Below are 26,958 nucleotides of genomic sequence, written 5' to 3' on the forward strand. Positions count from 1 at the left end.
CTTTGCCCGAATAAATTCGGGCCTACTTCTTGTCCCAGATCCCTTCTTCCAGCTGGTTGTGCAGCTCGGGATACTTGCTGGCGTCAAAGGTGGGCAGCCGGCCCAGCTTGCGCTGGTCGTTATAGTCCTTCGCCAGTTTCACCACCACGCCGGACAACAGCAGAATGGCCACCAGGTTGATCAGCGCCATCATGCCCATGGAGGTATCGGCCATTGCCCAGATGGTAGGCAGCTCGCCAATGGATCCAAACATCACCATGCCCAGCACAAACAGGCGGAACACCAGCAGGCCTGCCGGGTGGTTGTGCTCCAGAAACACCAGGTTGTTTTCGGCATAGGCGTAGTTGGCCACAATGCTGGTAAAGGCAAAGAACAGAATGGCAATGGCAATAAAGATATTGCCCCAGTCACCCACTTCGTTCGCCAGCGCCTTCTGGGTCAGCTCAATGCCGGTCACACCGGAGCCCGGCTCAAACTGGCCGGAGAGCAGAATAATGGAGGCGGTGCAGGTACAGATCACGATGGTGTCGGCAAACACCCCCAGCATCTGCACATAGCCCTGAGACGCCGGGTGCGGCGGATAGGGCGTGGCCGAGGCGGCGGCGTTGGGCGCCGAGCCCATGCCCGCTTCGTTGGAGAACAGGCCCCGTTTCACGCCATTGATCAGCGCCTGGGAAATGGCATACCCCATGGCGCCGCCGCCGGCCTGCTCCAGACCAAAGGCCGATTTTACAATCAGCGCCAGCACACCGGGCAGCTCGGTAATGTTCATCGCCACCACCACCAGGGCGATCAGCAGATAGGCCAACGCCATCAGCGGCACCACCAGCTCGGCAAAGCGGGCAATGGTACGCAGGCCGCCAAAGATAATGAGCCCAGCCAGCACCACCAGTACCAGACCGGTAGCCCACTCGGGCACACTAAAGGCTACCTGCATGGCGGCGCTGATGGAGTTGGCCTGCACCGCATTGAACACCAGACCAAAGGCAATGATCAGGAAAATGGCAAACAGCACGCCCATCCAGCGCATGCCCAGGCCCCGTTCCATATAGTAGGCCGGACCGCCCCGGTAGTTGCCGTCGTCGTCTTTCACCTTGTACAGCTGAGCCAGCGCACTCTCGGCAAAGGCCGTGGCCATGCCGATCAGGGCAATCAGCCACATCCAGAAGATGGCGCCGGGGCCGCCCAGGTAGAGCGCCACCGCCACCCCGGCCAGGTTGCCGGTGCCCACCCGGGCCGCCAGGCTGGTACACAAGGCCTGAAACGACGAAATACCCGCCGCGTCGGACTGACGGCTGTGTTTCAGCACCGAGAACATGTGCCCGAAATGGCGAAACTGAATAAGGCCCAGCCGGACGGTAAAGTAGATACCAACCCCCAGCAGCAGGTAGATCAGCACGGATCCCCACAGCAGGTTGTTGATAAAGGCAATAAAGGAGTCCATTAGCACCTCTGCATCAAGTCAAAATGTATGGCCGCCATCGGCACGCGGCCACGCGAAGCGGCGCAATGTACCACAAGCGCACGAACAGTCCATGTGACCCAGATCACACCGGGTGGCATCACCGGGGTCTGCTGCAGGGCTTCGCCCGGCCAAGGCAAATGACTTTCAACCCCGTTAAAACTAGAATATAGCGCTAAACAACACCCTGAAGGACCCGTTCATGGCCAATACACTCGCACAACTGCGCACCCTCACCACAGTGGTTGCCGACACCGGCGACATCGACGCCATTCGCAAATATCAGCCCGAAGACGCCACCACCAACCCGTCTCTTATTCTGAAGGCGGCGCAGATCCCCGAATACCGCCCGCTGCTTGAAGACGCCGTGAGCTGGGCCAAATCCCAGAGCCAGGACGCCGCCCGGCAGCTGACCGACGCTTCCGACAAGCTGGCGGTGAACATTGGCTGTGAAATTCTCAAGCTTATTCCCGGCCGCATTTCCACCGAGGTGGACGCCCGGCTGTCGTTCGACACCGACGCCAGCATCGCCAAGGCCCGCCGCCTGATCGCCCTGTATGCCGACGCCGGCGTGAGCAAGGATCGCATTCTGATCAAACTGGCCTCCACCTGGGAAGGCATTCGCGCCGCCGAAGTGCTGGAAAAGGAAGGCATCAACTGCAACCTGACCCTGCTGTTCAGCTTTGCCCAGGCCCGCGCCTGTGCCGAAGCCGGCGCCTACCTGATCTCCCCCTTCGTGGGCCGCATTCTCGACTGGTACAAAAACAACACCGACAAGAAAGACTATGCCCCGGCGGAAGATCCGGGCGTACTGTCGGTGACCCGAATCTACGACTACTACAAGGCGCACGGCTACAAAACCGTGGTCATGGGCGCCAGCTTCCGCAACACCGGCGAAATTCTCGAGCTGGCCGGCTGCGACCGCCTGACCATTGGCCCGAACCTGCTGGAAGAGCTGAGCCAGGCGGAAGGTGAGGTTGTACAGAAACTGCAGGACAAGGGCGCCACTCAGGCCCGCCCCGCCCCCATGACCGAAGCCGAGTTCCGCTGGGAGCAGAACCAGGACGCCATGGCCACCGAAAAACTGGCCGAAGGCATTCGCAACTTCGCCATCGATCAGGGCAAACTGGAAGACATGCTCAAGGCGATGATCTGAAATACTGGGAATAGGGAATAGGGAATCCAAAGGCTGAAGTGGAGCGCAGGCGGCCCGCCTGCGTTCCCAAATGATCCTTTCGTTATATCCCCCTTATCCCGCCACCGGCGGCACCGGGCTGGCTAACACTTCTCCCGGGCTCATCACACCCTCCCTGACCGGAGCACGGGATGGGCATGCCCGCCCTTCCCGGCTCAGCCACTGCACCAACTCCTCCGGCGGCAGCGCCCTGGCAAACAAAAATCCCTGCAGCTCTTCGCAGCCCAGCTCCGTCAGAAACGCCTTCTGCGCTTCCGTTTCCACGCCTTCGGCCACCACCTGCAGACTCAGCCGGTGGGCCAGCGCTATGATGGCTTCGCTGATCACGGTGTCGTTGGGAATATCGCAGACAAAAGAACGATCCAGCTTGAGCCGGGCCACAGGGAACTGCCGCAGATAGGACAGGGAAGAATAGCCGGTGCCAAAGTCATCAATGGCCAGCAGCACCCCCAGCTCCTTCAGTGTGTTGAGCAACGACAGCATGGCCCTGTTGTCCTTGATCAGCATGCTTTCGGTGAGCTCCAGCTCCAGACTGCCCGGCGGCAGCCCACTGTCTGCCAGACTCTGGGCGACCGAACTAACCAGCCCCGCATGATGCAGCTGGCGCTCCGACAGGTTAACCGCCACTCTGTGCACCGGCACGCCCTGTTGTCGCCAGCGCCTTAGCTGCCGGCAGGCGCTCTGGATCACCCACTCTCCCAATGGCACTATCAGGCCGCTTTGCTCCACATGGGCAATAAAGTCTCCGGCCGGCAGCAGTCCCTTTTCCGGGTGCTGCCAGCGCAACAGCGCTTCCACGCCGGCACAGCGTCCGCTGACCGCCTGCAGCTGAGGCTGGTAATGCAGCACAAACTGCTCCTCGGCCAGGGCCTGCTCCAGCTCCTTGCTCATGGTCAGTCGCTCCAGCTCACGGGCATCCAGCTCGGGGTCGTAACAGGAAAAACAGTGCCGGCCCTGTGACTTGGCGTGATACAGGGCACTGTCGGCATGACATAACAGGGTTTTCAGATCAGTCCCGTCCCGGGGGCTGAGGGCTATGCCAATGCTGACGCCCACCCGTACCCCCCGCCCGCTCAGTATAAAGGGGGTGGAAAATTCCTTGAGGATCCGCCGGGCCACCCGGGTGGATTCACCGGCCGGATCCTGGCTGTCTCCCAGGTGCTCCAGCAAAATGGCAAATTCGTCACCGCCCAGACGCGTTACCGTATCGCAGTCCCGTACCACCCCCAGCAGCCGTCCCGCCACCTGTTGCAGCAGCTGATCACCACCGGCGTGGCCGAAGGTGTCATTGATTTGCTTGAATTTGTCCAGATCCAGCATCAGCACCGCCAGCTGATCGGCCTGCCTGTGTCCCCTGAGCAGGGCCTGCTGCACCCGATCCGTAAACAACATCCGGTTTGGCAGACCGGTCAGGCTGTCGTGGGTCGCCTGAAAGCGAAGCTGCTCCGCCAGAGTTTTCTGCCGGGTAATGTCGTGGGCCGACATCATGGCACCCAGCAACCTGCCTTTTTCATCCTGAATCGGGCAGCTGCTGACCCGCAAAATACGGCGCTGCTCACCCCGGGAAAACACCAGCTCCTGACGATGAATCTGCTCTCCCTTCAGCGCCCTGACCAGGGGATGCTGCTCCACGGCCAGGGGGGCGGCCTGGCAATCGTTATGGATCTCGGCTGTGTCTGCCCATTCCGTCACGGTCAGACCGGAGGGGCTGTCTTGCTCCCGGCTTTGCTTGTCATTGGAAAGCAGAATACGCCCCTCGGCATCGCAGGCCACAATCAGATCATGACTGTGCTCCAGCACCAGCTCGTTGTAGCGGATCATGCGGCTCAGCTCATGAGTGCGTTCCTTCACCTGCTGCTCCAGCCGTTCGGTCAGCTGGTTCATGGTAGGAAACCAGCGTAACAGGCCAAACAACAGCAGCAGATAGCCCCCCACATATCCCACCACCTTTTCCAGAAACGACTGAACTTCGGTATTGCCGATCAGCCAGACATGCTGCAACTCTTCAAACTCGTCGGCCAGATCGAGTACGGCAGCAAAGGCCATCAGTCCGAACCCGGCCAGAATAAGGGACCAACCCCGGGTATCCTGTTTCCGTTGCCGCCCGGCCCAGGGCAGAAAAGCGGTAATAAAGATCAGCACCACGGCCTTCAGGGCTTCGATGCCCAGCTCAAAGAGTTCCCAGTCCATCCTTTTTCCTTAAGTTGTGACTTTGCCGGCGGGGCGATGAACAGGGTCTCGCGCAACAAACTCAAACGAATCTTTATCGAAGTATATCCAATTTACACAAAAAAAAGCCCGCCTTATGCCATTCAATTTAATAAAAATGAAATAACAAAGTTCTATTTTATAACCTGTTGTGATATATGAATGGCGACTGCAACTGATAACCAACAGGAGGGAGCCCCATGGAGAGGTCACGCTTCGATCAGGAATTTGTAGTTGAAAAGTCCCCGCGCACTTCGCGCGAGCCGGCCAAAAAACGCAAATGGCGGGAAATAGAAGCCCTTGAGGACAAAAGGCGTTTGCAGCAGGAACTTCGGCAACTCGACTGTACCTTCGAACTCGATGAACAGGCCGACGAGCTGAGGCTGTAATAGAGCACAAAAATAATTCAGGCGCCCCAGGGCGCCTTTTTCAAACTTCCAGCGGCAATTGCCACTCAATGGGCGTTTTACCCTGACTTTCCAGCAGCCGGTTGGTCTGTGAAAAATGCCGGCTGCCAAAAAAGCCCCGGTGCGCCGACAGCGGACTGGGGTGCACCGCCGTCAGCACATGGTGGCGCTGACGGTCAATATGCTGTCCTTTCTTCTGGGCATGGCTGCCCCACAATAAAAACACCACGCCGTCACAGTGATCGTTTACCGCCTGAATCACCTTGTCGGTAAAGGTTTCCCAGCCCAGTTTTGCATGAGAATGGGCCTTGCCCCCTTCCACCGTCAGCACGGTATTCAGCATCAATACGCCCTGCTTCGCCCAGGATTCCAGAAAGCCATGCTTTGGCGTGACAAATCCGGGAATATCGCTCTCCAGCTCCTTGTACATATTGCGCAGCGACGGTGGCACTCTTACGCCCGGACGCACCGAAAAGCACAGGCCGTGGGCCTGGCCGGGGCCATGATAGGGATCCTGGCCCAGCATCACCACTTTTACCTGATCCAGCCCGGTCAGCTTAAGGGCGTTAAAGACATCCTCTTCCGGCGGGTAAATCACCTTGCCCGCTTCCCGGGCGGCCTTTACCGCCTGCATGGCCTGCTGAAAATAGGGCTGTTGTTTTTCCGGCCCGAGAATCTCGCTCCAGGTTTTGTTCATTACAGATATCCAGTATTCAAATGTATTAGATTACCGCTTCGCTCGTCGCTCGTTCCCACGCTCCGCGTGGGAATGCAGACCCTGACCGCATTCAGCGCCATGCTGACAGACAGGCCGGTATACGCTCCCACGCTGGAGCGTGGGAGCGAGATTAAGCGCAAACAAGGCCAGTGACCGCTTCGGTTTTATTGCGCTAACTGCGCGGGCGAATTAGCCCTTCCTGCATGGTGGACGCCACCAGCCGGCCATCGCGGGTGTAAAAATGCCCCTGCACCAGACCGCGGCCGGCAATGGCCCGCGGGCTTTCCATCACATACAGCACCCAGTCATCAAAACGAAAGTCTTCATGAAACCACATGGAATGATCAATGGTGGCCACCTGCAGCTGTCGCTCCCAGAAGGAATGGCCATGGGGCATCAGCGCCGTGGGCAGAAAATTAAAGTCGGAGGCGTAAGCCAGCAGGTATTTGTGAATGCGCAGATCATCCGGCAATGCGCCATTGGCCCTGAGCCAGACATAACGTGTTGGCTCGGCCTTTTCCGGGTTCAGGGGATCCACATAATTGACCTGACGCATGTCGATGGGTTTTTCAGACAGCAGCTTTTTGCGCAGTCTGGCCGGCACCTGATCGGCCAGCGCCGCCAGCCGCTCGCTTTCCGGTGTCAGCCCTTCCGGGCCCGCCACCTCGGGCATCAGCGCCTGGTGCTCAAAGCCCGCTACCGGCTGCTGAAACGACGCCGTCATGTAAAAGATGGGCTTGCCATACTGCAACGCCTGCACCCGGCGGGTGGAAGTGGTTTTGCCGTCACGAATGTTTTCCACATCATAGATGATGGGCTTGTTGACGTCCCCCGGCCGCAGAAAATAGGAATGAAAGGAATGAACCGGCCGCTCCGGCTCCAGGGTATATTTGGCCGCCGCCAACGCCTGCCCCATCACCTGACCGCCAAACACGGCGCCAAAGCCCAGATCCATGCTTTGTCCCCGGTAGAGGCCATCGTCCAGCGGCTCCAGCGCCAGCAGGGTCAACAAATCGTCCAGTGCTTCGCTCATGGTGTTATCCGGTTCAATATAATCCCGTCACTCCGGCGCAGGCCGGAGTCCATTCTGTAAACAACACAAATGTTGGAATTCGCTTCGCTCATTCGCAACCTACAAAAAATCTTATCATGAAAAAAGGGGCTTTCGCCCCTTGTAGAATCAATGTCGCCTGTACTGGACTCCCGCCTTCGCGGGAGTGACGAACGGTCTCTTAGTGCAGAATACGCGCGCGAATGGTGCCGCTGATGGCCTTGAGCTTTTCCAGGGCCTGCTCGCTCTGGGCGGTTTCCACGTCGATCACCACATAACCGATCTTGGGCGAGGTCTGCAGATACTGGGCCGCAATGTTGATATCGTCACCGGCAAAGGCCTGGGCAATCTGGCTGAGCACGCCCGGCTTGTTGTGGTGAATGTGCAGCAAACGGCTGGTGCCGGCATGGCCGGGCAGGGATACCTCGGGAAAGTTCACCGCCGACAGGGTAGAGCCGTTGTCGGAATACTTGATAAGCTTGCCCGCCACCTCGTAGCCGATGTTTTCCTGGGCTTCCTGGGTGGAGCCACCGATGTGCGGCGTGAGGATCACGTTGTCGAACTCACGCAGGGGCGATACAAACTCTTCGTCGTTGGACTTGGGCTCCACCGGGAACACATCGATGGCCGCACCGGCCACATGCTTGCTGGCAAGGGCTGCCGCCAGGGCGTCGATGTCGACCACGGTGCCGCGCGAGGCGTTAATCAGAATGGCGCCCGGCTTCATCATGGCCAGCTGTTCGGCGCCAAACATGTTCTTGGTCTGGGCGGTTTCCGGCACATGCAGTGATACCACGTCGGCCATGTTCAGCAGCTCTTTCAGGCTGCCCACCTGAATGGCATTGCCCAGCGACAGCTTGTTCTCAATGTCGTAGTAATACACCTGCATGCCGATGCCTTCGGCAATAATGCCCAGCTGGGTACCAATATGGCCATAGCCGATAATGCCCAGCTTTTTGCCGCGGGCTTCAAAGGAGTGGGTGGCGGTTTTCTGCCACTCGCCCCGGTGTGCCTTGGCGTTGCGCTCGGGAATGCCGCGCAGCAGCAGCAGCAGCTCGCCCAGCACCAGCTCGGCCACACTGCGGGTATTGGAAAACGGGGCATTGAATACCGGAATGCCGCGAATTTCGGCGGCAGCCAGGTTTACCTGGTTGGTGCCAATGCAGAAACAGCCAATGGCCACCAGCTTTTCCGCCGCGTCGAGAACAGACTCGGTGAGCTGGGTACGGGAGCGAATACCCACAAAGTGCACATCCTTGATGCGCTCTATCAGCTCGTCTTCGGCCAGGGAGGTTTTGAGATAATCGATATTGCTGTAGCCGGCCGCCTTGAAAGACTCAACCGTGCCGGGGTGCACGCCTTCCAGCAACAAAATTTTAATTTTTTCTTTTTCGAGAGAATAGTTGGCCATTACCGGGTCCTTTATGACAACTGCTTGGGTTTTTCCATAAAGTACCAAAAACATCGACTTTAGGGAACTTTTGCCATCAAAGTCACGTTTTTTTAAGTTATAAATTTTTTTTTAATTATTTCAGGGTATAGACCACCTGCACCTGATCGGTGAACTCAATCTCGTTTTGCTGGTAGCTTTCTTGGGCTGCATCGGCGGCCATCATGCGGGCGGCGCCAAGGGGGCGCGGGTGCACCGGAGGCTGACCGGCATACTCAATGGCGTATACCTCGCCCAGCGCCAGCTCAAACCCGGTTGCCAGCTCTTCGGCCAGGGCTCTGGCCTGAGTCACGGCAGCCTGCCGCGCCTTCTGCCGGTAACTGTCGGCTTCGCGCACGCCATAGGAAATGTGCTGCACATTCTGCACGCCCTGCTCCAGCGCGGTGTCAATCACCTGGCTCAGGCTGTCGAGCTGATACAGCCGAATGGTGACGCTGCGTTCGGCCACGTAGCCGGTCAGCTCACGCTGGCCGTTTTTCGGATAGTGATAATCCGGGCGGGTGACCAGATTGCCACTGTCAATGTCCGTTTTTTTAATCCCCAGCACACTCAGCCCGCTGAACAAGGCCGCCACTTTGGTGTCCACCTCGTCCTTGGCTTCGCGGCTGTCTTTTTTCACCGCCGTCACCGACAGCGATATTGTCGCCATATCGGGCGCCACGCTGATGCTGGCCTCTCCCCGGGTAGTCAGATGAGGCGCATCGGGCACGGCAAGGGCAAAGGCCGCCGGGGTAAACAGCAGTGGCAGGGCGAACAGGGCGGGAAGAGACAATGTACGCATGAGGATCCTTTGAGGGTGGAAAATATGGAGAATGTAGCACCTTCGTCTGATAACAGGCCGTAGGCGCCGCTTTAGCTGGCGCACTTGCCAGGCAATACCGGCATTCACGGCCCGCTACGCAGGCCCTGCCGGCTAAAGCGGCAGCTACAAAACAGGCAAGGTTCTGCGCTTACTCCGGAGGACTATACACCGAGAGCCAGTTGATAACATCGTCAATCAGCTCCCTGCTCAGGCCTGCTGTGTCAATGCTGGTCGCACCGCTGTCGAAATCAGCCAGCTCACTGCCAAGCAAAATATCATTCAGGCTCAAAGGCTCATTGCCTGCTGCGCCGGCTGTGGCATCAGACGGCAAAGGCGCCTCCGGCAGCAACATGGCCTGCACCGTAAGAGGAGAAAGGGCGGTCAGGGCCGCCCCCTTGTCGTCTACCAGCATCACCTCCCCCGGCTCACTTTCCCCCGCCAGCACCCAGTCCTGGCGCTCAAAGTCGATGGAAAAGGTGCCGGTGGTTTCACCTGCCTGATCAAACAGCTCAACCTGCTCCAGCGATGAGCCGGCCAGCGACCAGGGCAGACTGATGCCGTCATCCACCAGAATGTCTTCGCCATTCCAGTGATAGCCCACCCCCTGCAACATTACCGTCACCACCTTGGCCATGGCTCACCTCCACCGGCATGCCTGCGGTTATCTGTCAACCTGCAGGGTCTGATCATCCACCATGGCCTGAACCAGATCCGCACTGCTGGCCACCCCATAAAGATCCATCAGATTGGTGTCTTCAAAGCGGATCTGCTGGCTGTCGCCGCCATCGCCGGCCGGAGTCACACTCAGCACTGTGTCGTTACCGTCCTGGCTGAACGCCAGGTAATCGGACAAATTACCCGACTCTTCCCCTGTCAGCAGCGCCTTGAGATCAACCACATCCACGCCCTTCTCAAAATCGGTAATGGTGTTGACCGAGCCGGCATCCACCAGGGTAAAGAGGAAAGTATCTATGCCCTCGCCCCCGGTCAGAATGTTATCGCCCAGGCCACCGTCCAGCACATCGTCACCGTCACTCCCCAGCAAGACTTCATCTGCAGCGGTTCCCGACAGGGTAAAGCCGCTTGCTTCGGTGCCGTCGGCCTCAATGGTGATATTCAGGCTGGTTGAAGCCAGATCATGGTCTCCGTCCTTGACCCCGATATCAAAACTCAGGTTGCTGTCTTCCGGGAAAATCTCCTCATATACCGTCATATCGAGCAGGCGGTACTGATCACCATCCCCCGCGCCAAGTTGCAACTCATCAAAGCCGGAAGACTGAATGTCGGCAGCGGAGCCTGTCGTGTAAGTAATGGTTGAACCATCCATAGGATCAAGAATATTGAACACCACTGCATCACTTTGACCTGTTCCATCAGGTGGTGTCCAGGTGCCAGCCGCCACCACTACGCCTGCACTCAGCACTGACCAGGTTAATGTGTCTCCTGCCCTGAGGTTTTTGAGTGTGAAGCTGATATTTGAAAGTAATGAATTAAAGGCAACTTTCATCACATCGCCGGCGTTAATATGGTTATTATCAATCCCCATCCCCACCTTGGAAGAGTTAATCCCTCCGTCATCGGGGCTTGAATGCAACTCGGTAAAGGTAGCTTCAATGCCGTTAATGGGCAGTACCACTACCGGCTCCGGACCTCCCGGGGTCAGCCCGGTCAGATCCTTGGTGGTGGCCAGCACCGGATCGGGATTGACCAGCTCAAAGTCGTAGTGGCCGTCCGGATACAGCGTCAGAATGAAATACACGTCACCATAAGCATCATCCAGGGTGGCGGTGAGCACCTTACTGCCACCGGGGCCATCTGTGGTGGTGTAAACCAGACCATCGGGCGCATCCCCCGACAAAGACAGCTCGCCCGGGCCATCGGCGCCGTAACTGATATCCACCAGCCCGCTCAGGGTGCCGGCAAAGTTACCCATAATGCCGTGCTGAACACCGTTGATATCGGGAATATCATCCACGATATTGATATCGAGCACGGCGGTATCGGTCGCCCCCTGAATATCACTGATAAACACCTGGAACTGCTCGGTCAGGCTGTCGCGACCGGCCTCATCGTGCAGCAGGCTGTTGTCTTTCAGGGTATAGCTGTAGCTGAAGCTCTGGCTGGCTTCATCGTAACCGGTGATCATCAGCAAACGGCCGGCATCATCGACGATCACTACATTGCCGCTTGCATCCCCCAGATACACACCATTATCCAGCACCTTGACACCGGCAATGGTCAGCTCTTTGGCCGCCACATCACTCTGATAGGAAAAACTACCGGTTTTGGTCAGCTCGCCGGACTGGGGATTGGAGCCGTCCGGCAAGTGCTGCTCGTCCAGGGTCAGCTCGCCACCAGCTACATCCAGCCCCAGCAGCTTAATCTCGGTATCCGTATCCCCAATGGTAATTTTCAGGAGAGCGCTCGCGGTGTCATTGTCCTTGTCCGACATGGTATAGAGAAAGGTTTCGGTCAGATCGCCGTCCACATTGCCCGGCCCCGAGTAGGTAAAATTACCATCTGAATATATGGTAAGGGTGCCGCCACTGCCGGTGGGAATATCGACCGAGGTCGGCCCATTCACCGGCTCGTCAAGCTCATAAGTGACTCCGTTATAGGTAACGGACACCACCCCCTTCATGCCATCGGCACCGGCAATGTCGTTGTCCAGCACATTGCCACTCAGCAAGGTGGGCGACGGCACCGTATCCTGCAGGGCATCATCCAGCTCATAGGGGTCCATGATGATCAGCGCCTGTTCACCGCTGTTTTCCACCTTGTTCAGCTCGGCAACAGCCGATTCGGGAATGCTGATGCCAACCGCAATCACCTCAATGCCATTGTCGTCCACAAAGGTCTGCCAGCTCGCCGGCGCCGTGCCGGCATTGGGGTAACCATCGGACAGGAAATACACCACGTTCTCATAGCCATCCAGCGTCGCCAGCTGTTCTTCCAGCAGCTGCTGGGCCTCGTTCAGCGGATCCGTATAATTGGTGGTGCCTTCCGCGGTCAGCGATTCGATATGGATAATCGCATCCTCCAGTGACAGGTTTATCGCGCTGTTTTTCACCCCGCTGCCAAAATCAATAATGCTGATATTCAGCTCGTCGGCAATGCCCTGGTAGCTGTTAAGCAGGTTGATCAGCGCTTCCTGGGCGATCTCAAGCCGGTTGGGCGAGCCGTCCACCCCGGTCTCGCCAGGAATACCGTCACCACCGATAATCCAGCCCATGCTGCCGGAGGTGTCGATTACCAGCACCAGGTTATAGCTGGGCAGGCCGGTTTCATCGGCAATATAGCTGTCATTTTCAGCCACAGGACCGTCATCCAGCACATTCACATTAAAGGCCGCTGTCGCCTGATCGCCATCATCGTCGGTGACCCTGAGCTCAAATCGATCCTGCAGAATGTCATCACCTTCAGTCAGGCCGGGCAGCGGATGATCACTGGCTCCGTCCAGATCATAACGCCACTGGTACACACCGTTATTTTCCGTCACCGTTAAGGTACCAAACTGGCCGATGAAGACGCCGCCGCCGGTAATATCCACCCACTCACCGCCCGGCAGCCTGACCTCCAGTTTGACCAGATCATCATTGCCTGTATCAATTTCAAAACGTCCGCTCGCGGATTCATTATCACTGGCTGGATTACTGCCTGTAGGCAAAGCACTTTCCTGGGCAAAGGCCGTGTCGTCCGGGAACTGAGGGGTGTCTGAGGGTGGCGTAGGGGGAGGATCGATAATAATGTCTATCACCGGAATGGAATTGTCTTCCCGCTCCGGCAAGGCTTCATACAGAGAGGAAAGTTCCTGACTGGCAAAACGGGTATCAAACCCGGCTTCGGCCAGCACAGACTCGCCGGTACGGCTCACCACCACAAAACCGGCGTTGCCGCTGCCATCGGTATTTGCCGGGCCCGCTACCGGGTTACCGGCGGCCGGCGCGGCAAACAGCTTGGTGGGGTCAAGGCCGGCCAGAATGGCCGCCTGAATGGCTTCGGCCTCTTCGGCAGCCGCTTCTCCGGAAACCGGCTGTGCAGCTAACGTATTTTCCGGCGCATTGCCAAATACAATACCGGAGTTCTGATCGGTCAGCAGCAGGGTGCCCGAAGGCAGGATCTGACCTTCCTTGACCGGTGTAACCGTTCCATCTTTTGCAATAATAAAGGCTTGACCTTTCAGGCTGACTACCTGAACCGCATTATCTATTCGTGTTGTGTCCATGTCCGCATCCCTGTTACCACTTCGCTTACTTTAAGGCTAGGGGGGAATGCCTGATGGATCCTGCACAAAATTTAGCCACTGGTAACGAAAATGACGGTCACTTCTTTCTAAAAAGGTGAAGGGTCAGCAGAGGCGGCCGGGGGGGCTGACGTAACCCTGATAGGCATCTACGTGCAGACTTTTAAGGCGCTCAACCTGCTCGCCGGTTTCTACCCGCGAGGCAATGGTCATGGCCCCCATGCTGTGGGCAACGCGGCACACGGCGGCGAGAAAGGCATCGTTATAGTCGGGCTGCTGCAACTGGCTGGTGTAACCATGATCCAGTTTTACATAACCAGGCCTGAGCTTGCCCAGATGCACCAGCAGATCAAAATGCCGGCCAAAATGATCCACGCCCCAGGGTACCTTCAGACTTGCCAGAGGGGCGATCAGCCGCTCCCAGCCAAAAGCAAAGGCACTTTCCGGCAATTCCAGCAACAAGCGGTCACGCACCGCCTCGTAACGCTCCAGGATCTGCGCCAGCTTGCGCCAGAATCCCTCCTGATGGCAGCTCTGGCGCGTTAAATTCACTGCCAGTTTCAGCTCGGAGCGGTGTTCCAGCATGCGCAGCGCCCGGGTGATCACATGCAAATCCAGCCGCTCTCCCAGACCAAACTGCTCGGCCACCGGCAAAAAATTGTCGGCACTATAGGCGATTCCCTCACTGCGAATACTCACAAAAATTTCGTCGTGACAGCGCTCGCCGTCAAAGCCCATCACCGCCTGGGCGCTCATCTCAAAGCCATCCTGCTCCAGCGCCTGCTCCAGCAGCTGCTTCCATTGCAGCCGTCCCAGCCGGTCACGCAGTTGCCGTGCTTCCACCACTACCCCGGTTTCATCCATTCTCGCCCGGTTAAGGGCATGATCGGCCCGGGTCAGCAAGCGGCCCATTTCATCCCCGGGCTGGATCAGGGCAATGCCCACCACCGACATATTCCGTTCGTCATCCGGATCCTTCACCAGCTCGGCAATCCGCCGGTTAATGGCCTCTCCCAGTTGTTTCAGCGAAGCCGGATCCGACTCGGTGACCAGCATGACATATTCGGTGGCCGATATACGGGCCAGCACATGCTCGCCACGATCCCGGCACAACTGCCGCAGGTTCTTGCCAATCACCCTCACCATCTGATCCCGTGCTTCAAAGCCTTCTTCCCGGTACAGCCAGTCGAGCACAGTCGCCGACACCAGCACCACGGCACCGTCCCGGCCGTCACCCAGCCAGCCCTGACTCTGCGCCATCAACCAGGCCCGGTTGCCCAGCCCGGAGGTGTCGTCCATAAAGGTGCGGCTGCGCAATCGTTCGGCCTCGGCCGCCTGCTCTTCAAACTGGGCCTCCAGCTTGCCGGCCATGCTGTTAATGGCCGACACCACCTGCCTGAGCTCACGGGTGGCCGGCAACGGAATGGTCTTGCCAAAGTGATGCTGTTCAATTTCCTGCGCCTGTATTTCAATCTCGTGCAGGGGCTTGAGCAAATGGCGCAGCGCCAGTACCAGCAGCCCCCATACCAGCACAAAACTCACCACAAACCAGATGGCCAGCCAGCTCATGCCGCGCCACAGCTGGTAATAGGCATGGCCGGTGTGCCCTTCCACATACAGCTGCCCCAGCTGCAGCCAGCCCGAGGTCAGCACCGCCTGATGACGTCCGCCTTCAAACAGGTTCAAGTCCACAAACCAGCCCGGCACCCGCTGGGGCGGCGCGGTATTTTCACGGGAAATGGTTTTATTGGATGACAACAGCTGCAGCTCCACCTTGCGGTAGTAGCCACCATCAAAAATGGCATTGATCACCGATTCGGCCCCTACCGCGTCCTCACTTTCCAGGTAGGGGGTCAGCGCCAGCCCGAGCGAGGTGACGGTGTTGATCACCATAAACTCCTGCTGCTGGGACAAATAACTGCGGGTAGAGCTGAACTGCACCGAATAAGCCGATACAAACAGCAGCGCAAACAGCAGCAGCATGGTGACAAGCAATTGCCGGTACAGAGTCATAGTCCCTTATCCAGGTTAATGGCCGGGCGGTTCAGCCGGGTGGTATCAATACGGCTGCGCAACTCGTTCCATAACGACAGGCGTGAAGATGTGCCGGCCAGCTCCCCCCTGCCTCTCTCCTTCATCAGCCACAAGTGCTGACCGTTAAAACTGTAAATGGGCGCCAGATCGCCCCGCCGGCTGGCCGGCAGTATGGCCGGCTTGAGGTTATCGAGAATAAGCGGCACCGCCGACGGCGTGGGATAATAGGCCACCACCATATGAAACTGGTTCAGCTCCAGCGCCTTTACATACACCAGTCTCAGCTTGTCGTCGGGCACACCCAGCTCGCGCAGTGAAAAATACTTGGCCAGGCTGAAGTCTTCACAGTCCCCGCCCCCGGCGCCAATAAATTCCAGTGGTGTGGCCCAGTAATCTTCCCGGGCCCATAACCTGATATCGTCAATAAAAATCAACTGATTAAAAAAACCGTTTACCCGCCTGATGGCCTCCTGCTCGCTCCATTTCGCTCCCTGGCCTTCACGCACCAGACGGCGCCACTCCAGCAGACGATGCGCCGCCTTACCGCCATAAAACGATTGCACGGCGGTACGCATGGCGCTGTCTTCTTCCTCCAATGACCAGACTGGCACGCCGAGCAACACGCCCAGCAGCGCCAGCCCGCAAAGCCGGTAATAAAACGGCCTCATTGATCAGAAGCATTCTCCATGCTGTATACATTCCAGCGCATTCTTACCCCTTCGCGCATATTGGTGAGCGCCCCCACCACCCGGCGGTTGGCGGCGGCCGACTGCTCGTCATCGCCCATCAGCAGCGGCTTGCTCTCGCCATAACCGATGATCTCAAGCCGCTCGCCCGGCACCCCTTCCTTCATCAGCGCCTGACGCACCGCCTGGGCCCGCCGCTTCGACAGCGCCAGATTGTATTCCGGCGTGCCCACCTGACTGGCGTGCCCTTCCAGCAGCAGCTTCAGCTCCGGATTTTTCTCCATAAAGGTGGCCATGCGGTTGATTTCGTCCCGGTACTTGGGCGTAATGTTCGACTTGTCGTGAGCAAACAGCACAATAATATCCTGCTGCAGCACCTGGTTTTCATTGCCCTGGCAGCCGTCGTTGTCGACCGAGGCCTTGTCGGGGGTGTCGAGACAGTTGTCGCGGGCGGTGATCACCCCGTCTCTGTCCATGTCGGTAAGATCGTATTCAGGCAGGGTTTCCCGCTCCGGCTCGGCGGTAACGGTGCAGCCTGCCAGCGGCAGCATCAGGGCCAGCAAAATCCATGTTTTCATTGTGACTCTCCTTGTTTATTCCGATTCCTGCCACTGCTCGGGCTGAGTAAAACGCAGCGCTTCGAGCAAGCGGCCCGAGGCGTTCATGATGCGATATTCCGCCAGCAACTGATCGTACTCGGCGTTAATGTAGGAGCGCCGGGCCTCGAACAGCTCGTTCTCGGTGTTCAGCACATCCAGCAGGGTGCGGTTGCCCAGCGAAAACTGCTTCTTGTAGGCATCCACGGTGTCGAAACTCGACTCCACATGCCGGCGCAGAAAGTCCTTCTGCCGGCCCAGCGACTCATAGGCGGCCCAGGCCAGACGCATGCCTTCTTCCACCTGACGGTGAGCGTTCATGTGAATGTCCTTGGCCTGCATTTCCAGCGCCGAGGTGGAGCGGCTCCGGGCCAGATCGGCACCGCCATTGAACAGGTTGTAGCGCATGCGCACCATGGCGGTAAAGTCGTTGTTGTGGCCCTGCACGCCGTCAATATCGTCGTTCCAGTTGCTGTCGAGCTCCAGGTTGACCGTAGGGTAAAAACCGGACTTGGCGTCCCTGTGCTGCTGGCTTGCCGCAGCCACATCAAAGGAGGCTGACATCAGCGTGGGGTGATTGTCCCGGGCCTGCATCAGGGCATCTTCCAGGGTAGCCGGCACATAGTTGGCATCGGGCTGGGGCTGGCGGACATCGCCGGGCATGTCGTTCACCAGGGCCATAAACTGGCTCTGGGCATCCCGCAGATTGTTTTCCGCCGCCGTCATATTGGAGTAGGCCCGCGCCACCCGTCCATTGATCTGGTTGAGATCGGCGGTGGAGCCCACGCCCGAGCTGGTGCGTCGCTGAATATCCGACAATATCTGCTCATGAGTGGCCAGGTTACGCCGCGACAGCTCCACAATCTCATCGTGGCGCAGCACGTCGAGATACACCTCGGCCACCTGCAGGGCAATGTTTTCTGCGTCCGACAACAGCGCATAACGCTGAGCGTCGGCTTCCGCCTGAGTGCGGTGCACATTGCTCGGGGTTTTAAAGCCGTCAAACAGCATCTGCCTGAGCGACAGTCCGGCTTCCTTGCGGGTCAGGGTCTTGTCGGCCCTGGGATCGCCGTCGCGCACACCGGGGCTGTCGGTGTATTCGTAACCAATGCCGGCACTGGCATCAAGCCTGGGCAAATAGCCGGCAAAGGCCTCGTCATGCTCATATTGCCGGGACTGGTAAAGATGAAAGGCTTCCTTGACCTTGGGATGGGTCATCAGGGTCTGGGTGACCGCCTCTTCCAGTGTCTGCCCGTGGGCCGGTAGCACCAAGGCGGTGCCCACCAGCACTGCAATCGCCGATTTTCTCATTGTTTTTCTCCCTTCTTTCGACTCAACGCTCACGCAAAGCGCCCTGCTTTGCTCTTAAAATGGGTTTGAGCAGGTAGTCCAGCACCGTTTTTTTGCCGGTGATGATGTCTACCCCCGCCTGCATGCCCGGAATAATCCGCAGCGGCGCCTGCTCGCTGCCCAAATGGCTCTCTTTTGTGCGAATAGTGGCCAGAAAGAAGGTGTTGCCTTCGTCGTCCTGAATGGAGTCAGCACTGATTTTTTCCACCTCACCCATCAGACCACCATAAATCGTAAAATCGTAGGCGGTGAACTTCACCATGGCCTCCAGCCCCGGCCGCAAAAAGCCAATATCACGGGGCTCAATGCGCGCCTCCACCAGCAGGGTGTCTTCCAGCGGTACAATTTCCACCAGACTCACCCCGGGCTGCACCACGCCGCCCACCGTATTCACGCTCAGGGTCTTGACCGTTCCCTTGACCGGCGACAGCACCGAGGTGCGTGTTACCCTGTCCTGCAGGCCCACTTCGCCGGCCTTCAGCCGGGCCAGCCGGCCACGGCGCTCGTTCAGCTCCTGCTGGGCCTCGGAACGAAAGCTGAGCGCCACTTCCTTGCGTTTAAAAGTGGTTTCCTTGAGGGTGGCCTCCAGCTTGGGCAACAACAGCCGGGCAGAATCGAGCTCGCCCTGCAGCTCGTTGAGCTGACGCTCAAGACGAAGAATCTCCACCTGAGGCACTATGCCCTCGCGGGCCAGGGGCCGGCTCATGTTCACTTCCCGGGCCGCCAGCCCCACGCCCCGGCGCAGGGTGCGCACCTTGGCGTTGGTTTCCACAATTTCCTGCTCGCGCTGCTGTATCTGGTTGCCGAAAATGGACAGCTGGTTTTTCACAAAATCGAGCCGTTCGTTATAGAGTGAACGCTGAATGGCCGGCTGCTGGGGATACTGCTCAACAAAGGCGTCGGGAAAGACCAGGGGGGCCGGCTCCACCTGAACCTGTTCACGCCAGCCGAGATCCGGCGCTTCCCGCACCTGAATGGACGCCACCTGCGCCTCCAGCCGCAACACATCACCCTGCAGGGCGGCAATTTCCTGCTCCCGCTCGCGCAGATCCGATTTAAAGCGGGTATCATCTATCAGCAGCAGCGGCTGGCCCTTTTCCACCTGCTGGCCCTCGCGTACATAAAGCTCGCGCACTATGCCTCCTTCCAGATTCGACACCACCTGCAGCTGGCTGGACGGGATCACGGTGCCGGTACCGGAGGTCACTTCTTCCAGCTCGGCAAACCAGGCCCAAACAATGGCCGCCAGCACAAAGACCAACATGCACCACAGCAGCGCCCGGGCGCCCCTGGGGGTGTTGAGCAGCACGGCGGCGGCGGTGTCGCTGGTGTAGTCAAGCTGTTCGGAAGACGGCAGCCTAGCCATGACTTGCCTCCCGTATGCTCACCTGGCCCGCCTGCAATTGCGCCAGCACCTGCTCCTTGGGGCCGTTGGCCATTACCCTGCCCTGCTCCAGCACAATCAACCTGTCTGCCACCTCCAGCATGGAAGTACGGTGAGTCACCAGCAGCAGGGTCTGATGCTCGCCCAGGCGCTTCAGCTGCTGGCGCACATGCAGCTCGGAGCGGTTGTCCATATTGGAGGTGGGCTCGTCCATCATCATCATCACCGGGTTGTTCAGCCAGGCCCGGGCAATCGCCACCGCCTGACGCTGCCCGCCCGACAGCAGCCGGCCGCTCTCGCCCACCTGGCGATCCAGGCCATCGGGATCCTGATTGGTAAACAGCGTGACGCCGGCACGCTCGGCAGCACTGAGCACATCGGCTTCGTCGGCCAGGGGGTTGGCAATCACAATATTGTCGCGAATGGTGCCGTAAAACAGGGTCACGTCTTGCGGCACCACGCCCATGTGGCTTCTCAGCACCGCCGGCTGCAGCTGATCCATATTGATGCCGTCAATGCGAATGGCCCCCTGGGTAGGCTTGTAGAGTCCCGCCACCAGCCGTTCCAGGGTGGTTTTGCCCGAGCCGATACGGCCGATAATGGCCACCTTTTCCCCCGGACGAATATGCAGGCTGACCTCGCTCAGCACATCCTGGCTGGCCCCCGGATAACGAAAACTGACCCGGTCAAATACGATGTCGCCCTCGAACTCGGGGTGATGAATAAAGCGCCGGGCTTCTTCCTGCTCATCGGGAGCGGCCATGACCTTTTCCAGAATATCCATGGCCGAGCGGGCGTGGTTGTAACGGGTAGACAGCACCGACAACTGCACCATGGGGGCAATGGCCCGGCTGCCCAGCATCACCGCCGCGATCAGGCCCCCCATGGACAGCTCGCCGGCGGCGATTAAATACACCCCCAGCACAATCAGGCTGACCGTGGTCACCTGCTGGATCACGCTGGCCAGGGTCGACACGCCATTGGTCAGCCGGCGGGTTTTCATGCCCCAGCCGGCCATATGGCTCACCGCCTGCTCCCAGCGGTGCTGAAAGGCCCCCTGGGCGCCAAACAGCTTGATGGTCTCCAGCCCGGCAATGCCTTCCACCAGATTGGCGTTTTTCTGGGAAGCCAGCCGCGAGCCCTCTTCAATACTGTGACGCAGCGGCCGCTGCACCAGCAGGCTGACCGTCAGCAACAGCAGCATGGCAATCAGCGGCGCCCACACCATGTGGCCGGCAAAAATCCAGATAATGAACAAAAACAGCAGGGCGAAGGGAATATCGACCAGGGCCGCCACCGTGGCCGAGGTCAAAAACTCGCGAATGGCCTCAAACTCCTGCAAATGCCGGGCAAAGGCGCCGGTAGAGGGCGGCCTGGCCTCCATGCGCATGCCCATCACCTTGGCAAAAATGCGTGCCGACAACAGCACATCGGCCTTTTTGCCGGCCACGTCGATAAAGTGACTGCGCAGCAACCTCATCACAAAATCGAACAAAAACACCACTCCGGCACCGGTAGCCAATACCCAGAGCGAATCAAATGCCAGGTTGGGCACGATTTTGTCGTACACGTTCATGGTGAACAGGGGTGTGACCAGGGCGAACAGATTGATCAGCAGCGAGCCGATCAGCACATCGCGATAAATGGACGAGGAGCGCCGCAGCGTGCTCCAGAACCAGTGGCCGTGCCCCTGGTCCAGCACCTGGGGTGATCGTTCGTCAAAACGAAAGCGGGGCTTGAGCAAAATGGCCCGGCCGCTGTAGCTTTTGGCCAGCTTGTCGGCGGGCAGCCACTGCTCACCTTCACCGGTATCGGGCAGCATCACCCGGCAGCCGCGCTGGCTGTCGGCCTCCAGCAGCACACAGGCGCCGCCGTTTTTCAGCAGCAAAATACAGGGCAGCAGCAGCTCGGAAATATCCTCAAGGGGAGACACATCCTGGCGGGAAGAAAAGCCGGCCCTATCGGCGGCGCGGGGAAATAAAACGGGGGTAAGCAGACCATCGGCCAGGGGCAACCCACTGATCAGGGCCTCGCCCTGATGGGGCTGGCCATAAAACCGAGTGAGAAATACCAGACTCTGCAACAAAGGACACTTGAGCGTGTTTGCATCCTGCATACCCATAACTGCTCCGTGTGGAAGCGCCTGAATCTAAGTCTAGTGAAGTTATGGAAAGGTGGTGAAAAATCGAACGATTCTGAAAGGAAAGTGGTGAGTAAAGTGGTGAGTGATGAGTGATGAGTGATGAGTGATGAGTGATGAGTGGTGAGTGGTGAGTGGTGAGGCGTAGGTTGGCGATGAGCGCAGCGAATCCCAACAATGGAGCAGACGCGGAAAGCTCATCGTCGCTCCCGCGCTTTCTTCCGTCGCTCCCGCGAAGGCGGGAGCCCAGGGCTGAACCGCACAATACAGACGGTTCAGACGCCGGGTTCACTGGATGCCCGCTTTCGCGGGCATGACGAGAAGGAGCGCGAGAAGTTACGACCGCAGCCCGGCGGCCTCCGGGCGCTTCAGCATGGCGTACATGGCCACCACAGTCAGCGCGTAGCAACCGGAGATAACATTGCCCTGCAGCGGAGCCTCGCTCAGGCCATAAACCATAAAGCCGCCAATAAAGGTAACACCGGCGGCAGCCAGCGCCTTTTCCTTGCCTTGTGTATTTACCGCCCGGCGCAGAAAAATGCCTCCCGGCACCAGAAACAGCATCATCAAGGCAATCAGGCCCAAAATGCCCCTGCCGGCCAGTATTTCAAAATACTCACTGTGGGCATGACCACGAGATACCGACAGCACCTGAGGAATCACCCTGCCCTCGTCTACCAGGCTGGCATTGAGCGCTTCCCGTTCATTGTAGTTAAGGCCATATATTGGGCTTTGCCTGAATGCGGCTATGGCTGCAGTCCAGAGTTCAAGCCGCAGGCCACTGGAGCTGTATGCCTTGCTGGCATCCCCGCTCTCATAGTTAACAAGCTCGTTAACCAGCACATCGAACCGCTGCTGAACCTGAGGCACCACCATGTAGCTGGCCGCCGGCATGGAAATGGTTGCCGCCGCCACCAGAACCAGCAGTTTGGCTCCCAGCTCTTTTCTGTAAAGGATAATCAGCAACACCGAGAGGGCCGGCACGGCAATATAGGCTCCCCGTGTACCGGTAAGCAGCATGGCAAAAACAGCCGCCATAAAGCCGACAAAAGCGGTCAGCTTCCATCTGGAACGTTCGAAAAAGATCACACCGGGAAAAGACAAAAATGCCAGCGCACAGGCCAGGTAGCCAAAGTTAATGCTGTAAAGAAACCCGTCGACTCTGGGCATGCCCAGATAGAAGTATTGGTAAACAGCCAGACCACATGCACTAAAGCTTCCCGCTACCGCGCCGGCAAACAGCCAGCTCGCTTTGGGCGGCGTTTTGAGCAACAGTAACAAAATCGGCACGGCCAGCAAAAACCGCAAAGAGAGATCCAGGTAACGGCCCCGAAAGCCGTCTGTCACAAACGCCGGCAGTACCGTCAGGAACATAAACACCAGAGAAAAAATAAACAGCTTGTCCTGGCTGGTCAGGCTGGCCTTATCCTTCACCCGGAACAGAAATACCAGCGCCACCAGCAGCAACACGGCAAAGGCCGCCACCGAGCCACCCGGAGTAGACAGCAGCAATGCCAGCGACAAAAACACCATCAGCGATATAAAGTTATTATTATCAATAAGTTTTTTTATATTCATTAAACAAGTCCGTGCTTAAAAACATTATTTCCTGTCCCGCGAAGGACGCAGCAGTCCGTTATAGATTCCCTATTCCCTATTCCCTGCATTCCCCCATGCTTTAATCTGCGCCAGCAGGCCGTTGGTGGCGCTGTCGTGGCCTTCGGCCACACCGGCGGCCAGATCGTCAATCAGGCGGGCAGCCAGCTTTTTGCCCAGCTCCACGCCCCATTGATCGAAGCTGTTAATGTTCCAGAGCGCGCCCTGCACAAAGGTTTTGTGCTCATACATGGCGATAAGTGCGCCCAGGTTATAGGAGTTAAGCTCGTCACACAAAATCACCGTGCTGGGGCGGTTGCCGGGCATCACCTTACAGGGCGCCAGGTTGGCAATGGCCTCAGCGCTCAGCCCCTCGGCAGCCAGTTCACGCTCTACCTGCTCGCGGGACTTGCCAAAAGCCATGGCCTGAGCCTGGGCCAGCATATTGGCCAGCAGTTTGCGCTGGTGCTCGGGGTAAGGATAGGCCGAGCGGGCAAAGCCAATAAACTCCGCCGGCACCACCACACTGCCCTGGTGCAGCAACTGAAAAAACGCATGCTGGCCATTGGTGCCCACCTCGCCCCACACCACAGGGCCAGTGGCATGGTCTGCCGGCTGGCCGGCGTTGGTGACACCCTTGCCGTTCGACTCCATGTTCAGCTGCTGCAAAAAAGCAGGAAAGCGCTTTAACTGCTGGCTGTAGGGAAACACCCCTTCGCTTTGCAGCCCCAGCACATTGATGTTCCAGATGCTCAGCAGCGCCAGCTGCACCGGAATATTGCGTTCAAAGGGCGTATGGCGCAGGTGTTCGTCCATGGCATGGGCGCCCGCCAGCAACTGCTGAAAACGCTCAAAGCCCAGCGCCAGGGCAATGGACAGGCCAATGGCCGACCACAGCGAAAAGCGCCCGCCCACCCAGTCCCAGAAGCGGAACATATTGGCTTTATCAATGCCAAAGGCCGTGACCGCCTCGCTGTTGGTGGAAACGGCCACAAAATGCCGGGCAACATGCTCCTCACTGCCACAGGCGGCCAGCAGCCAGGCACGGGCGGCGCGGGCGTTGGTCATGGTTTCGTCGGTAGTAAAGGTCTTGGACGAAATCACAAACAAAGTGGTAGCCGGATCCAGGCTTTCCAGCACACTGCCCAGCTGGGCGCCGTCCATGTTCGACACAAAGTGCGCCCGCAGGCCCTTGTCCTGACAGGTTGCCAGCGCCTCAACCACCATGGCCGGGCCGAGATCGGAGCCACCAATGCCGATATTCACCACATCACGAATAACCTTGCCGGTGTAACCGTGCCAGTCGCCACCCTGCACCCGCTGGCAAAAGGCCTTGATGCGCTCCAGCTCCGCATGCACCAAAGGCACCACGTTTTCACCCTTGTGCATGACCACCGCATCCGGCGGCATGCGCAGCGCCGTGTGCAGCGCCGCCCGGTCCTCGGTGTGGTTGAAGTTGTTGTCGGCAAACAGCCCCTCAATGGCCTGCGCAAGGCCCATATCGTCCGCCAGCCGGCACAGTAACTCCCGCACCTCCGCCGACCAGTGCTGGCGCGACAAATCCACCCGCAACTGCTCGCCAAAGCCCAGGGTGAACTGCGCAAAGCGGTTTGACTCTTGCTCAAACCGCTGCGCCAGGCTAACCGCCCGCTCTTTTTCTTTTAACTGCTGCAGGGCCAGAAAAGCCGGCTGCCGGATTAAAGACGTCATCCCGTTCCTGATTATTTATTCTTGAATGTTAACTCAGCATTGTGAGGTGTGAGGTGATTATCGGAAAACAGCGCCATTTATCCCCTCACTCTTCTCCCCTCACTCCTTACCCGTCTCATAGCCTGCAGGGTTCTGCGACTGCCATCGCCAGGCATCGGCCATCATTCGCTCCAGGCCCAGCCCGGCCTGCCAGCCCAGCTCCTGCAAGGCCTTGGAAGGATCCGACCAGCACTCGGCAATATCGCCGGGGCGGCGGGGGGCAATGGCATAGGGTACCGCACGACCACTGGCCTGCTCAAAGGCCTTCACCATTTGCAGCACCGAATAGCCCTGGCCGGTGCCCAAGTTGTAGATGCTGACGCCAGCATGGCCGGCTATGCGATCCAGTGCCTTCAGGTGCCCCAGGGCCAGATCCACCACATGAATGTAGTCCCGCACCCCGGTGCCATCGGGTGTGGGGTAGTCATTCCCGAACACCGCCAGCCGCTTAAGCCGGCCCACGGCCACCTGAGCAATATAAGGCAGCAGGTTATTGGGAATGCCGTTCGGGTCTTCCCCAATCAGGCCCGACTCATGAGCGCCCACCGGGTTAAAATAACGCAGCAGGGCAATGGCCCAGCGCTCATCCGACTGGCTCAGATCCTGCAGCACTCGCTCCACCATCAGCTTGGAAGTGCCATACGGGTTGGTGGTGCCGCCCACGGCAAAGTCTTCGGTAATGGGCATGTGCTGCGGCTCGCCATACACGGTGGCCGACGAGCTGAACACCAGCCGGAACACCCCGGCCTTACGCATGGCCTCTACCAGCACCAGAGTGCCGTTTACGTTGTTGTCGTAATATTCCAGCGGCTTCTGCACGCTCTCGCCCACCGCCTTCAGCCCGGCAAAATGCACCACGGCGGTAATATCATGCCCGGCAAACAGCTCTTCCAGCAGCGCCGCGTCGCGAATATCCCCCTGCACAAAGGGCACCGCCTTGCCGGTGATTGCTTCAACCCGCTTCAATGACTCGGGTGACGAGTTGGACAAATTATCGAGCACCAGCACCTTATGGCCGGCGTTCAGCAGCTCCACCACGGTATGGGAGCCAATATACCCGGCCCCGCCGGTTACCAGAATGGTCATAACTATTCTCTTTGTTTTTATTGAATACTTGGAATACGTCTGGAGCGCAGGCTGCCAGCCTGCATTTTGGCGCGCAGCGCCAACCCTGGAGCATCGGCCTACGCGTCAAAACGCTGACAGAGCAACTCATGCAGTGCCTGCATGGCACTCAAATGCGCCGGCAGCCGCTGGTAGATATCCAGCGCCACTTCTTCCTTGTAGGTATGGGATGTCAGGTTCCGGTCTTTGAGCATGGAAAGCCACTCGCTTTCGTCCTGCAGCCAATGTGCGGCATAGGCCTGCTGCAGGCATTCTCTGGGGGTGTTGGCCGAAATGCCTTCCACCGCCAGCGCCTTTTTCAATGTTTTCCAGGTCAGCTCAATACAAAATTCAAACCGCTGAATACTGGCATCCACCACCAGCGGCTGACTGGCCGGAAAATCCAGAGACTCCTGCAAACGAGCAAGAGCATTACCCAGCAGCTCAAGATTCAGCTCAACGCTCATACAGCACCTTTTTATCTCGCTCGATGGCCGCCCGTAGCGGGCTGTTTTCGGGTTCGGCATCCAACCGGACACAATCTATGGTCAGCAGGGTATCGGCCTGCTCAATAACAGACAACACCTTCAGCCAGTCCTGCTCGCTCGCCTCCGGGCAAAAAACGGCCAGGTCGATATCGGAGCGCTCTCTGTGATCGCCCCGTGCCCTTGAGCCAAACAGGTAGATAGCCTCAACATAAGGCAGAGCCGCCAATTCCCCCAGAAAATGATAATGCTTAAACGGTATACTCTCAGTCATACCCACACTTACCCTGTCATTCCC

At 58.4% G+C, this 26,958-nt stretch carries 21 protein-coding genes; 2 read left to right on the top strand and 19 right to left on the bottom strand.

Features of this window, described 5'->3' with window-relative positions; translation table 11 throughout:
• Positions 1-22: 22 nt before the first annotated feature.
• Complete coding sequence (locus DA373_RS04300; RefSeq protein ID WP_107851107.1) at positions 23-1,444, bottom strand: alanine/glycine:cation symporter family protein; 1,422 nt, start codon at positions 1,442-1,444, stop codon at positions 23-25.
• Positions 1,445-1,664: 220 nt separating this feature from the next.
• On the opposite strand from DA373_RS04300, the gene tal reads away from it, so the two are divergent.
• Positions 1,665-2,618 carry a transaldolase gene (gene tal, locus DA373_RS04305; protein ID WP_107851108.1) on the top strand — a complete coding sequence of 318 codons (954 nt, stop codon included), beginning with the start codon at positions 1,665-1,667 and terminating at the stop codon, positions 2,616-2,618.
• Between the two features lie 93 nt (positions 2,619-2,711).
• Here the strand turns inward: tal and DA373_RS04310 are convergent, their stop codons facing one another.
• Positions 2,712-4,847, bottom strand: a complete 2,136-nt coding sequence (locus tag DA373_RS04310) for a putative bifunctional diguanylate cyclase/phosphodiesterase (RefSeq protein WP_107851109.1) — start codon at positions 4,845-4,847, stop codon at positions 2,712-2,714.
• 218 nt (positions 4,848-5,065) lie between these two features.
• On the opposite strand from DA373_RS04310, the gene DA373_RS04315 reads away from it, so the two are divergent.
• Entirely contained in the window at positions 5,066-5,254 is a 189-nt protein-coding gene (locus DA373_RS04315) for a DUF3545 family protein (protein WP_107851110.1), read from the top strand.
• A gap of 40 nt (positions 5,255-5,294) precedes the next feature.
• Here the strand turns inward: DA373_RS04315 and ung are convergent, their stop codons facing one another.
• The 17 genes from ung to DA373_RS04400 all read right to left on the bottom strand — a co-directional run bounded on the left by ung (position 5,295) and on the right by DA373_RS04400 (position 26,934).
• Positions 5,295-5,969 carry a uracil-DNA glycosylase gene (gene ung, locus DA373_RS04320; protein ID WP_107851111.1) on the bottom strand — a complete coding sequence of 225 codons (675 nt, stop codon included), beginning with the start codon at positions 5,967-5,969 and terminating at the stop codon, positions 5,295-5,297.
• Positions 5,970-6,162: 193 nt separating this feature from the next.
• Positions 6,163-7,023: an acyl-CoA thioesterase II gene (gene tesB, locus DA373_RS04325; protein WP_107851112.1), complete on the bottom strand. Its 861-nt coding sequence runs from the start codon at positions 7,021-7,023 to the stop codon at positions 6,163-6,165.
• 199 nt (positions 7,024-7,222) lie between these two features.
• Positions 7,223-8,452 carry a phosphoglycerate dehydrogenase gene (gene serA / locus DA373_RS04330; RefSeq protein ID WP_107851113.1) on the bottom strand — a complete coding sequence of 410 codons (1,230 nt, stop codon included), beginning with the start codon at positions 8,450-8,452 and terminating at the stop codon, positions 7,223-7,225.
• A 115-nt stretch (positions 8,453-8,567) separates the two neighbouring features.
• A complete protein-coding gene (locus tag DA373_RS04335; protein WP_107851114.1) occupies positions 8,568-9,272 on the bottom strand; it encodes an SIMPL domain-containing protein in 705 nt (234 codons plus the stop codon).
• Positions 9,273-9,441: 169 nt separating this feature from the next.
• Positions 9,442-9,927: a hypothetical protein gene (locus DA373_RS04340; protein WP_107851115.1), complete on the bottom strand. Its 486-nt coding sequence runs from the start codon at positions 9,925-9,927 to the stop codon at positions 9,442-9,444.
• A 27-nt stretch (positions 9,928-9,954) separates the two neighbouring features.
• Positions 9,955-13,518, bottom strand: coding sequence for a retention module-containing protein (locus DA373_RS04345; RefSeq protein WP_107851116.1), 3,564 nt, complete (start codon positions 13,516-13,518; stop codon positions 9,955-9,957).
• Positions 13,519-13,641: 123 nt separating this feature from the next.
• The gene (locus DA373_RS04350; RefSeq protein WP_107851117.1) at positions 13,642-15,549 is read right to left on the bottom strand and encodes a bifunctional diguanylate cyclase/phosphodiesterase; all 1,908 of its coding nucleotides are present in this window, start codon (positions 15,547-15,549) and stop codon (positions 13,642-13,644) included.
• Complete coding sequence (locus tag DA373_RS04355) at positions 15,546-16,238, bottom strand: transglutaminase-like cysteine peptidase (RefSeq protein ID WP_107851118.1); 693 nt, start codon at positions 16,236-16,238, stop codon at positions 15,546-15,548. The genes DA373_RS04350 and DA373_RS04355 overlap by 4 nt, the downstream gene beginning before the upstream one ends.
• Positions 16,235-16,834 carry an OmpA family protein gene (locus DA373_RS04360; RefSeq protein ID WP_107851119.1) on the bottom strand — a complete coding sequence of 200 codons (600 nt, stop codon included), beginning with the start codon at positions 16,832-16,834 and terminating at the stop codon, positions 16,235-16,237. Before DA373_RS04360 ends, DA373_RS04355 begins: the two co-directional genes overlap by 4 nt.
• Positions 16,835-16,849: 15 nt before the next feature.
• Entirely contained in the window at positions 16,850-18,163 is a 1,314-nt protein-coding gene (locus DA373_RS04365) for a TolC family outer membrane protein (RefSeq protein WP_107851120.1), read from the bottom strand.
• Positions 18,164-18,185: 22 nt separating this feature from the next.
• Positions 18,186-19,568 carry an HlyD family type I secretion periplasmic adaptor subunit gene (locus tag DA373_RS04370; RefSeq protein ID WP_107851121.1) on the bottom strand — a complete coding sequence of 461 codons (1,383 nt, stop codon included), beginning with the start codon at positions 19,566-19,568 and terminating at the stop codon, positions 18,186-18,188.
• Positions 19,561-21,702 carry a type I secretion system permease/ATPase gene (locus tag DA373_RS04375; protein ID WP_107851142.1) on the bottom strand — a complete coding sequence of 714 codons (2,142 nt, stop codon included), beginning with the start codon at positions 21,700-21,702 and terminating at the stop codon, positions 19,561-19,563. Before DA373_RS04375 ends, DA373_RS04370 begins: the two co-directional genes overlap by 8 nt.
• 360 nt (positions 21,703-22,062) lie before the next feature.
• The gene (locus tag DA373_RS04380) at positions 22,063-23,304 is read right to left on the bottom strand and encodes an O-antigen ligase family protein (RefSeq protein WP_107851122.1); all 1,242 of its coding nucleotides are present in this window, start codon (positions 23,302-23,304) and stop codon (positions 22,063-22,065) included.
• A 69-nt stretch (positions 23,305-23,373) separates the two neighbouring features.
• Positions 23,374-25,032, bottom strand: a complete 1,659-nt coding sequence (gene pgi / locus DA373_RS04385; protein WP_107851123.1) for a glucose-6-phosphate isomerase — start codon at positions 25,030-25,032, stop codon at positions 23,374-23,376.
• A gap of 99 nt (positions 25,033-25,131) precedes the next feature.
• The gene (gene galE / locus DA373_RS04390) at positions 25,132-26,157 is read right to left on the bottom strand and encodes a UDP-glucose 4-epimerase GalE (RefSeq protein WP_107851124.1); all 1,026 of its coding nucleotides are present in this window, start codon (positions 26,155-26,157) and stop codon (positions 25,132-25,134) included.
• A 98-nt stretch (positions 26,158-26,255) separates the two neighbouring features.
• Positions 26,256-26,642: an HI0074 family nucleotidyltransferase substrate-binding subunit gene (locus DA373_RS04395; protein ID WP_107851125.1), complete on the bottom strand. Its 387-nt coding sequence runs from the start codon at positions 26,640-26,642 to the stop codon at positions 26,256-26,258.
• The gene (locus DA373_RS04400; RefSeq protein WP_107851126.1) at positions 26,632-26,934 is read right to left on the bottom strand and encodes a nucleotidyltransferase domain-containing protein; all 303 of its coding nucleotides are present in this window, start codon (positions 26,932-26,934) and stop codon (positions 26,632-26,634) included. Before DA373_RS04400 ends, DA373_RS04395 begins: the two co-directional genes overlap by 11 nt.
• Positions 26,935-26,958 lie beyond the last annotated feature (24 nt).

The organism is Oceanimonas marisflavi (genome assembly GCF_003049725.1).
GTDB lineage: Bacteria > Pseudomonadota > Gammaproteobacteria > Enterobacterales > Aeromonadaceae > Oceanimonas > Oceanimonas marisflavi.

Excerpts from the sequence above, each read along its gene's own strand:
- DA373_RS04300 (WP_107851107.1), bottom strand. The coding sequence starts at position 1,444 with ATGGACTCCTTTATTGCCTTTATCAACAACCTGCTGTGGGGATCCGTG.
- tal (WP_107851108.1), top strand. The coding sequence starts at position 1,665 with ATGGCCAATACACTCGCACAACTGCGCACCCTCACCACAGTGGTTGCC.
- DA373_RS04310 (WP_107851109.1), bottom strand. The coding sequence starts at position 4,847 with ATGGACTGGGAACTCTTTGAGCTGGGCATCGAAGCCCTGAAGGCCGTG.
- DA373_RS04315 (WP_107851110.1), top strand. The coding sequence starts at position 5,066 with ATGGAGAGGTCACGCTTCGATCAGGAATTTGTAGTTGAAAAGTCCCCG.
- ung (WP_107851111.1), bottom strand. The coding sequence starts at position 5,969 with ATGAACAAAACCTGGAGCGAGATTCTCGGGCCGGAAAAACAACAGCCC.
- tesB (WP_107851112.1), bottom strand. The coding sequence starts at position 7,023 with ATGAGCGAAGCACTGGACGATTTGTTGACCCTGCTGGCGCTGGAGCCG.
- serA (WP_107851113.1), bottom strand. The coding sequence starts at position 8,452 with ATGGCCAACTATTCTCTCGAAAAAGAAAAAATTAAAATTTTGTTGCTG.
- DA373_RS04335 (WP_107851114.1), bottom strand. The coding sequence starts at position 9,272 with ATGCGTACATTGTCTCTTCCCGCCCTGTTCGCCCTGCCACTGCTGTTT.
- DA373_RS04340 (WP_107851115.1), bottom strand. The coding sequence starts at position 9,927 with ATGGCCAAGGTGGTGACGGTAATGTTGCAGGGGGTGGGCTATCACTGG.
- DA373_RS04345 (WP_107851116.1), bottom strand. The coding sequence starts at position 13,518 with ATGGACACAACACGAATAGATAATGCGGTTCAGGTAGTCAGCCTGAAA.
- DA373_RS04350 (WP_107851117.1), bottom strand. The coding sequence starts at position 15,549 with ATGACTCTGTACCGGCAATTGCTTGTCACCATGCTGCTGCTGTTTGCG.
- DA373_RS04355 (WP_107851118.1), bottom strand. The coding sequence starts at position 16,238 with ATGAGGCCGTTTTATTACCGGCTTTGCGGGCTGGCGCTGCTGGGCGTG.
- DA373_RS04360 (WP_107851119.1), bottom strand. The coding sequence starts at position 16,834 with ATGAAAACATGGATTTTGCTGGCCCTGATGCTGCCGCTGGCAGGCTGC.
- DA373_RS04365 (WP_107851120.1), bottom strand. The coding sequence starts at position 18,163 with ATGAGAAAATCGGCGATTGCAGTGCTGGTGGGCACCGCCTTGGTGCTA.
- DA373_RS04370 (WP_107851121.1), bottom strand. The coding sequence starts at position 19,568 with ATGGCTAGGCTGCCGTCTTCCGAACAGCTTGACTACACCAGCGACACC.
- DA373_RS04375 (WP_107851142.1), bottom strand. The coding sequence starts at position 21,702 with ATGCAGGATGCAAACACGCTCAAGTGTCCTTTGTTGCAGAGTCTGGTA.
- DA373_RS04380 (WP_107851122.1), bottom strand. The coding sequence starts at position 23,304 with ATGAATATAAAAAAACTTATTGATAATAATAACTTTATATCGCTGATG.
- pgi (WP_107851123.1), bottom strand. The coding sequence starts at position 25,032 with ATGACGTCTTTAATCCGGCAGCCGGCTTTTCTGGCCCTGCAGCAGTTA.
- galE (WP_107851124.1), bottom strand. The coding sequence starts at position 26,157 with ATGACCATTCTGGTAACCGGCGGGGCCGGGTATATTGGCTCCCATACC.
- DA373_RS04395 (WP_107851125.1), bottom strand. The coding sequence starts at position 26,642 with ATGAGCGTTGAGCTGAATCTTGAGCTGCTGGGTAATGCTCTTGCTCGT.
- DA373_RS04400 (WP_107851126.1), bottom strand. The coding sequence starts at position 26,934 with ATGACTGAGAGTATACCGTTTAAGCATTATCATTTTCTGGGGGAATTG.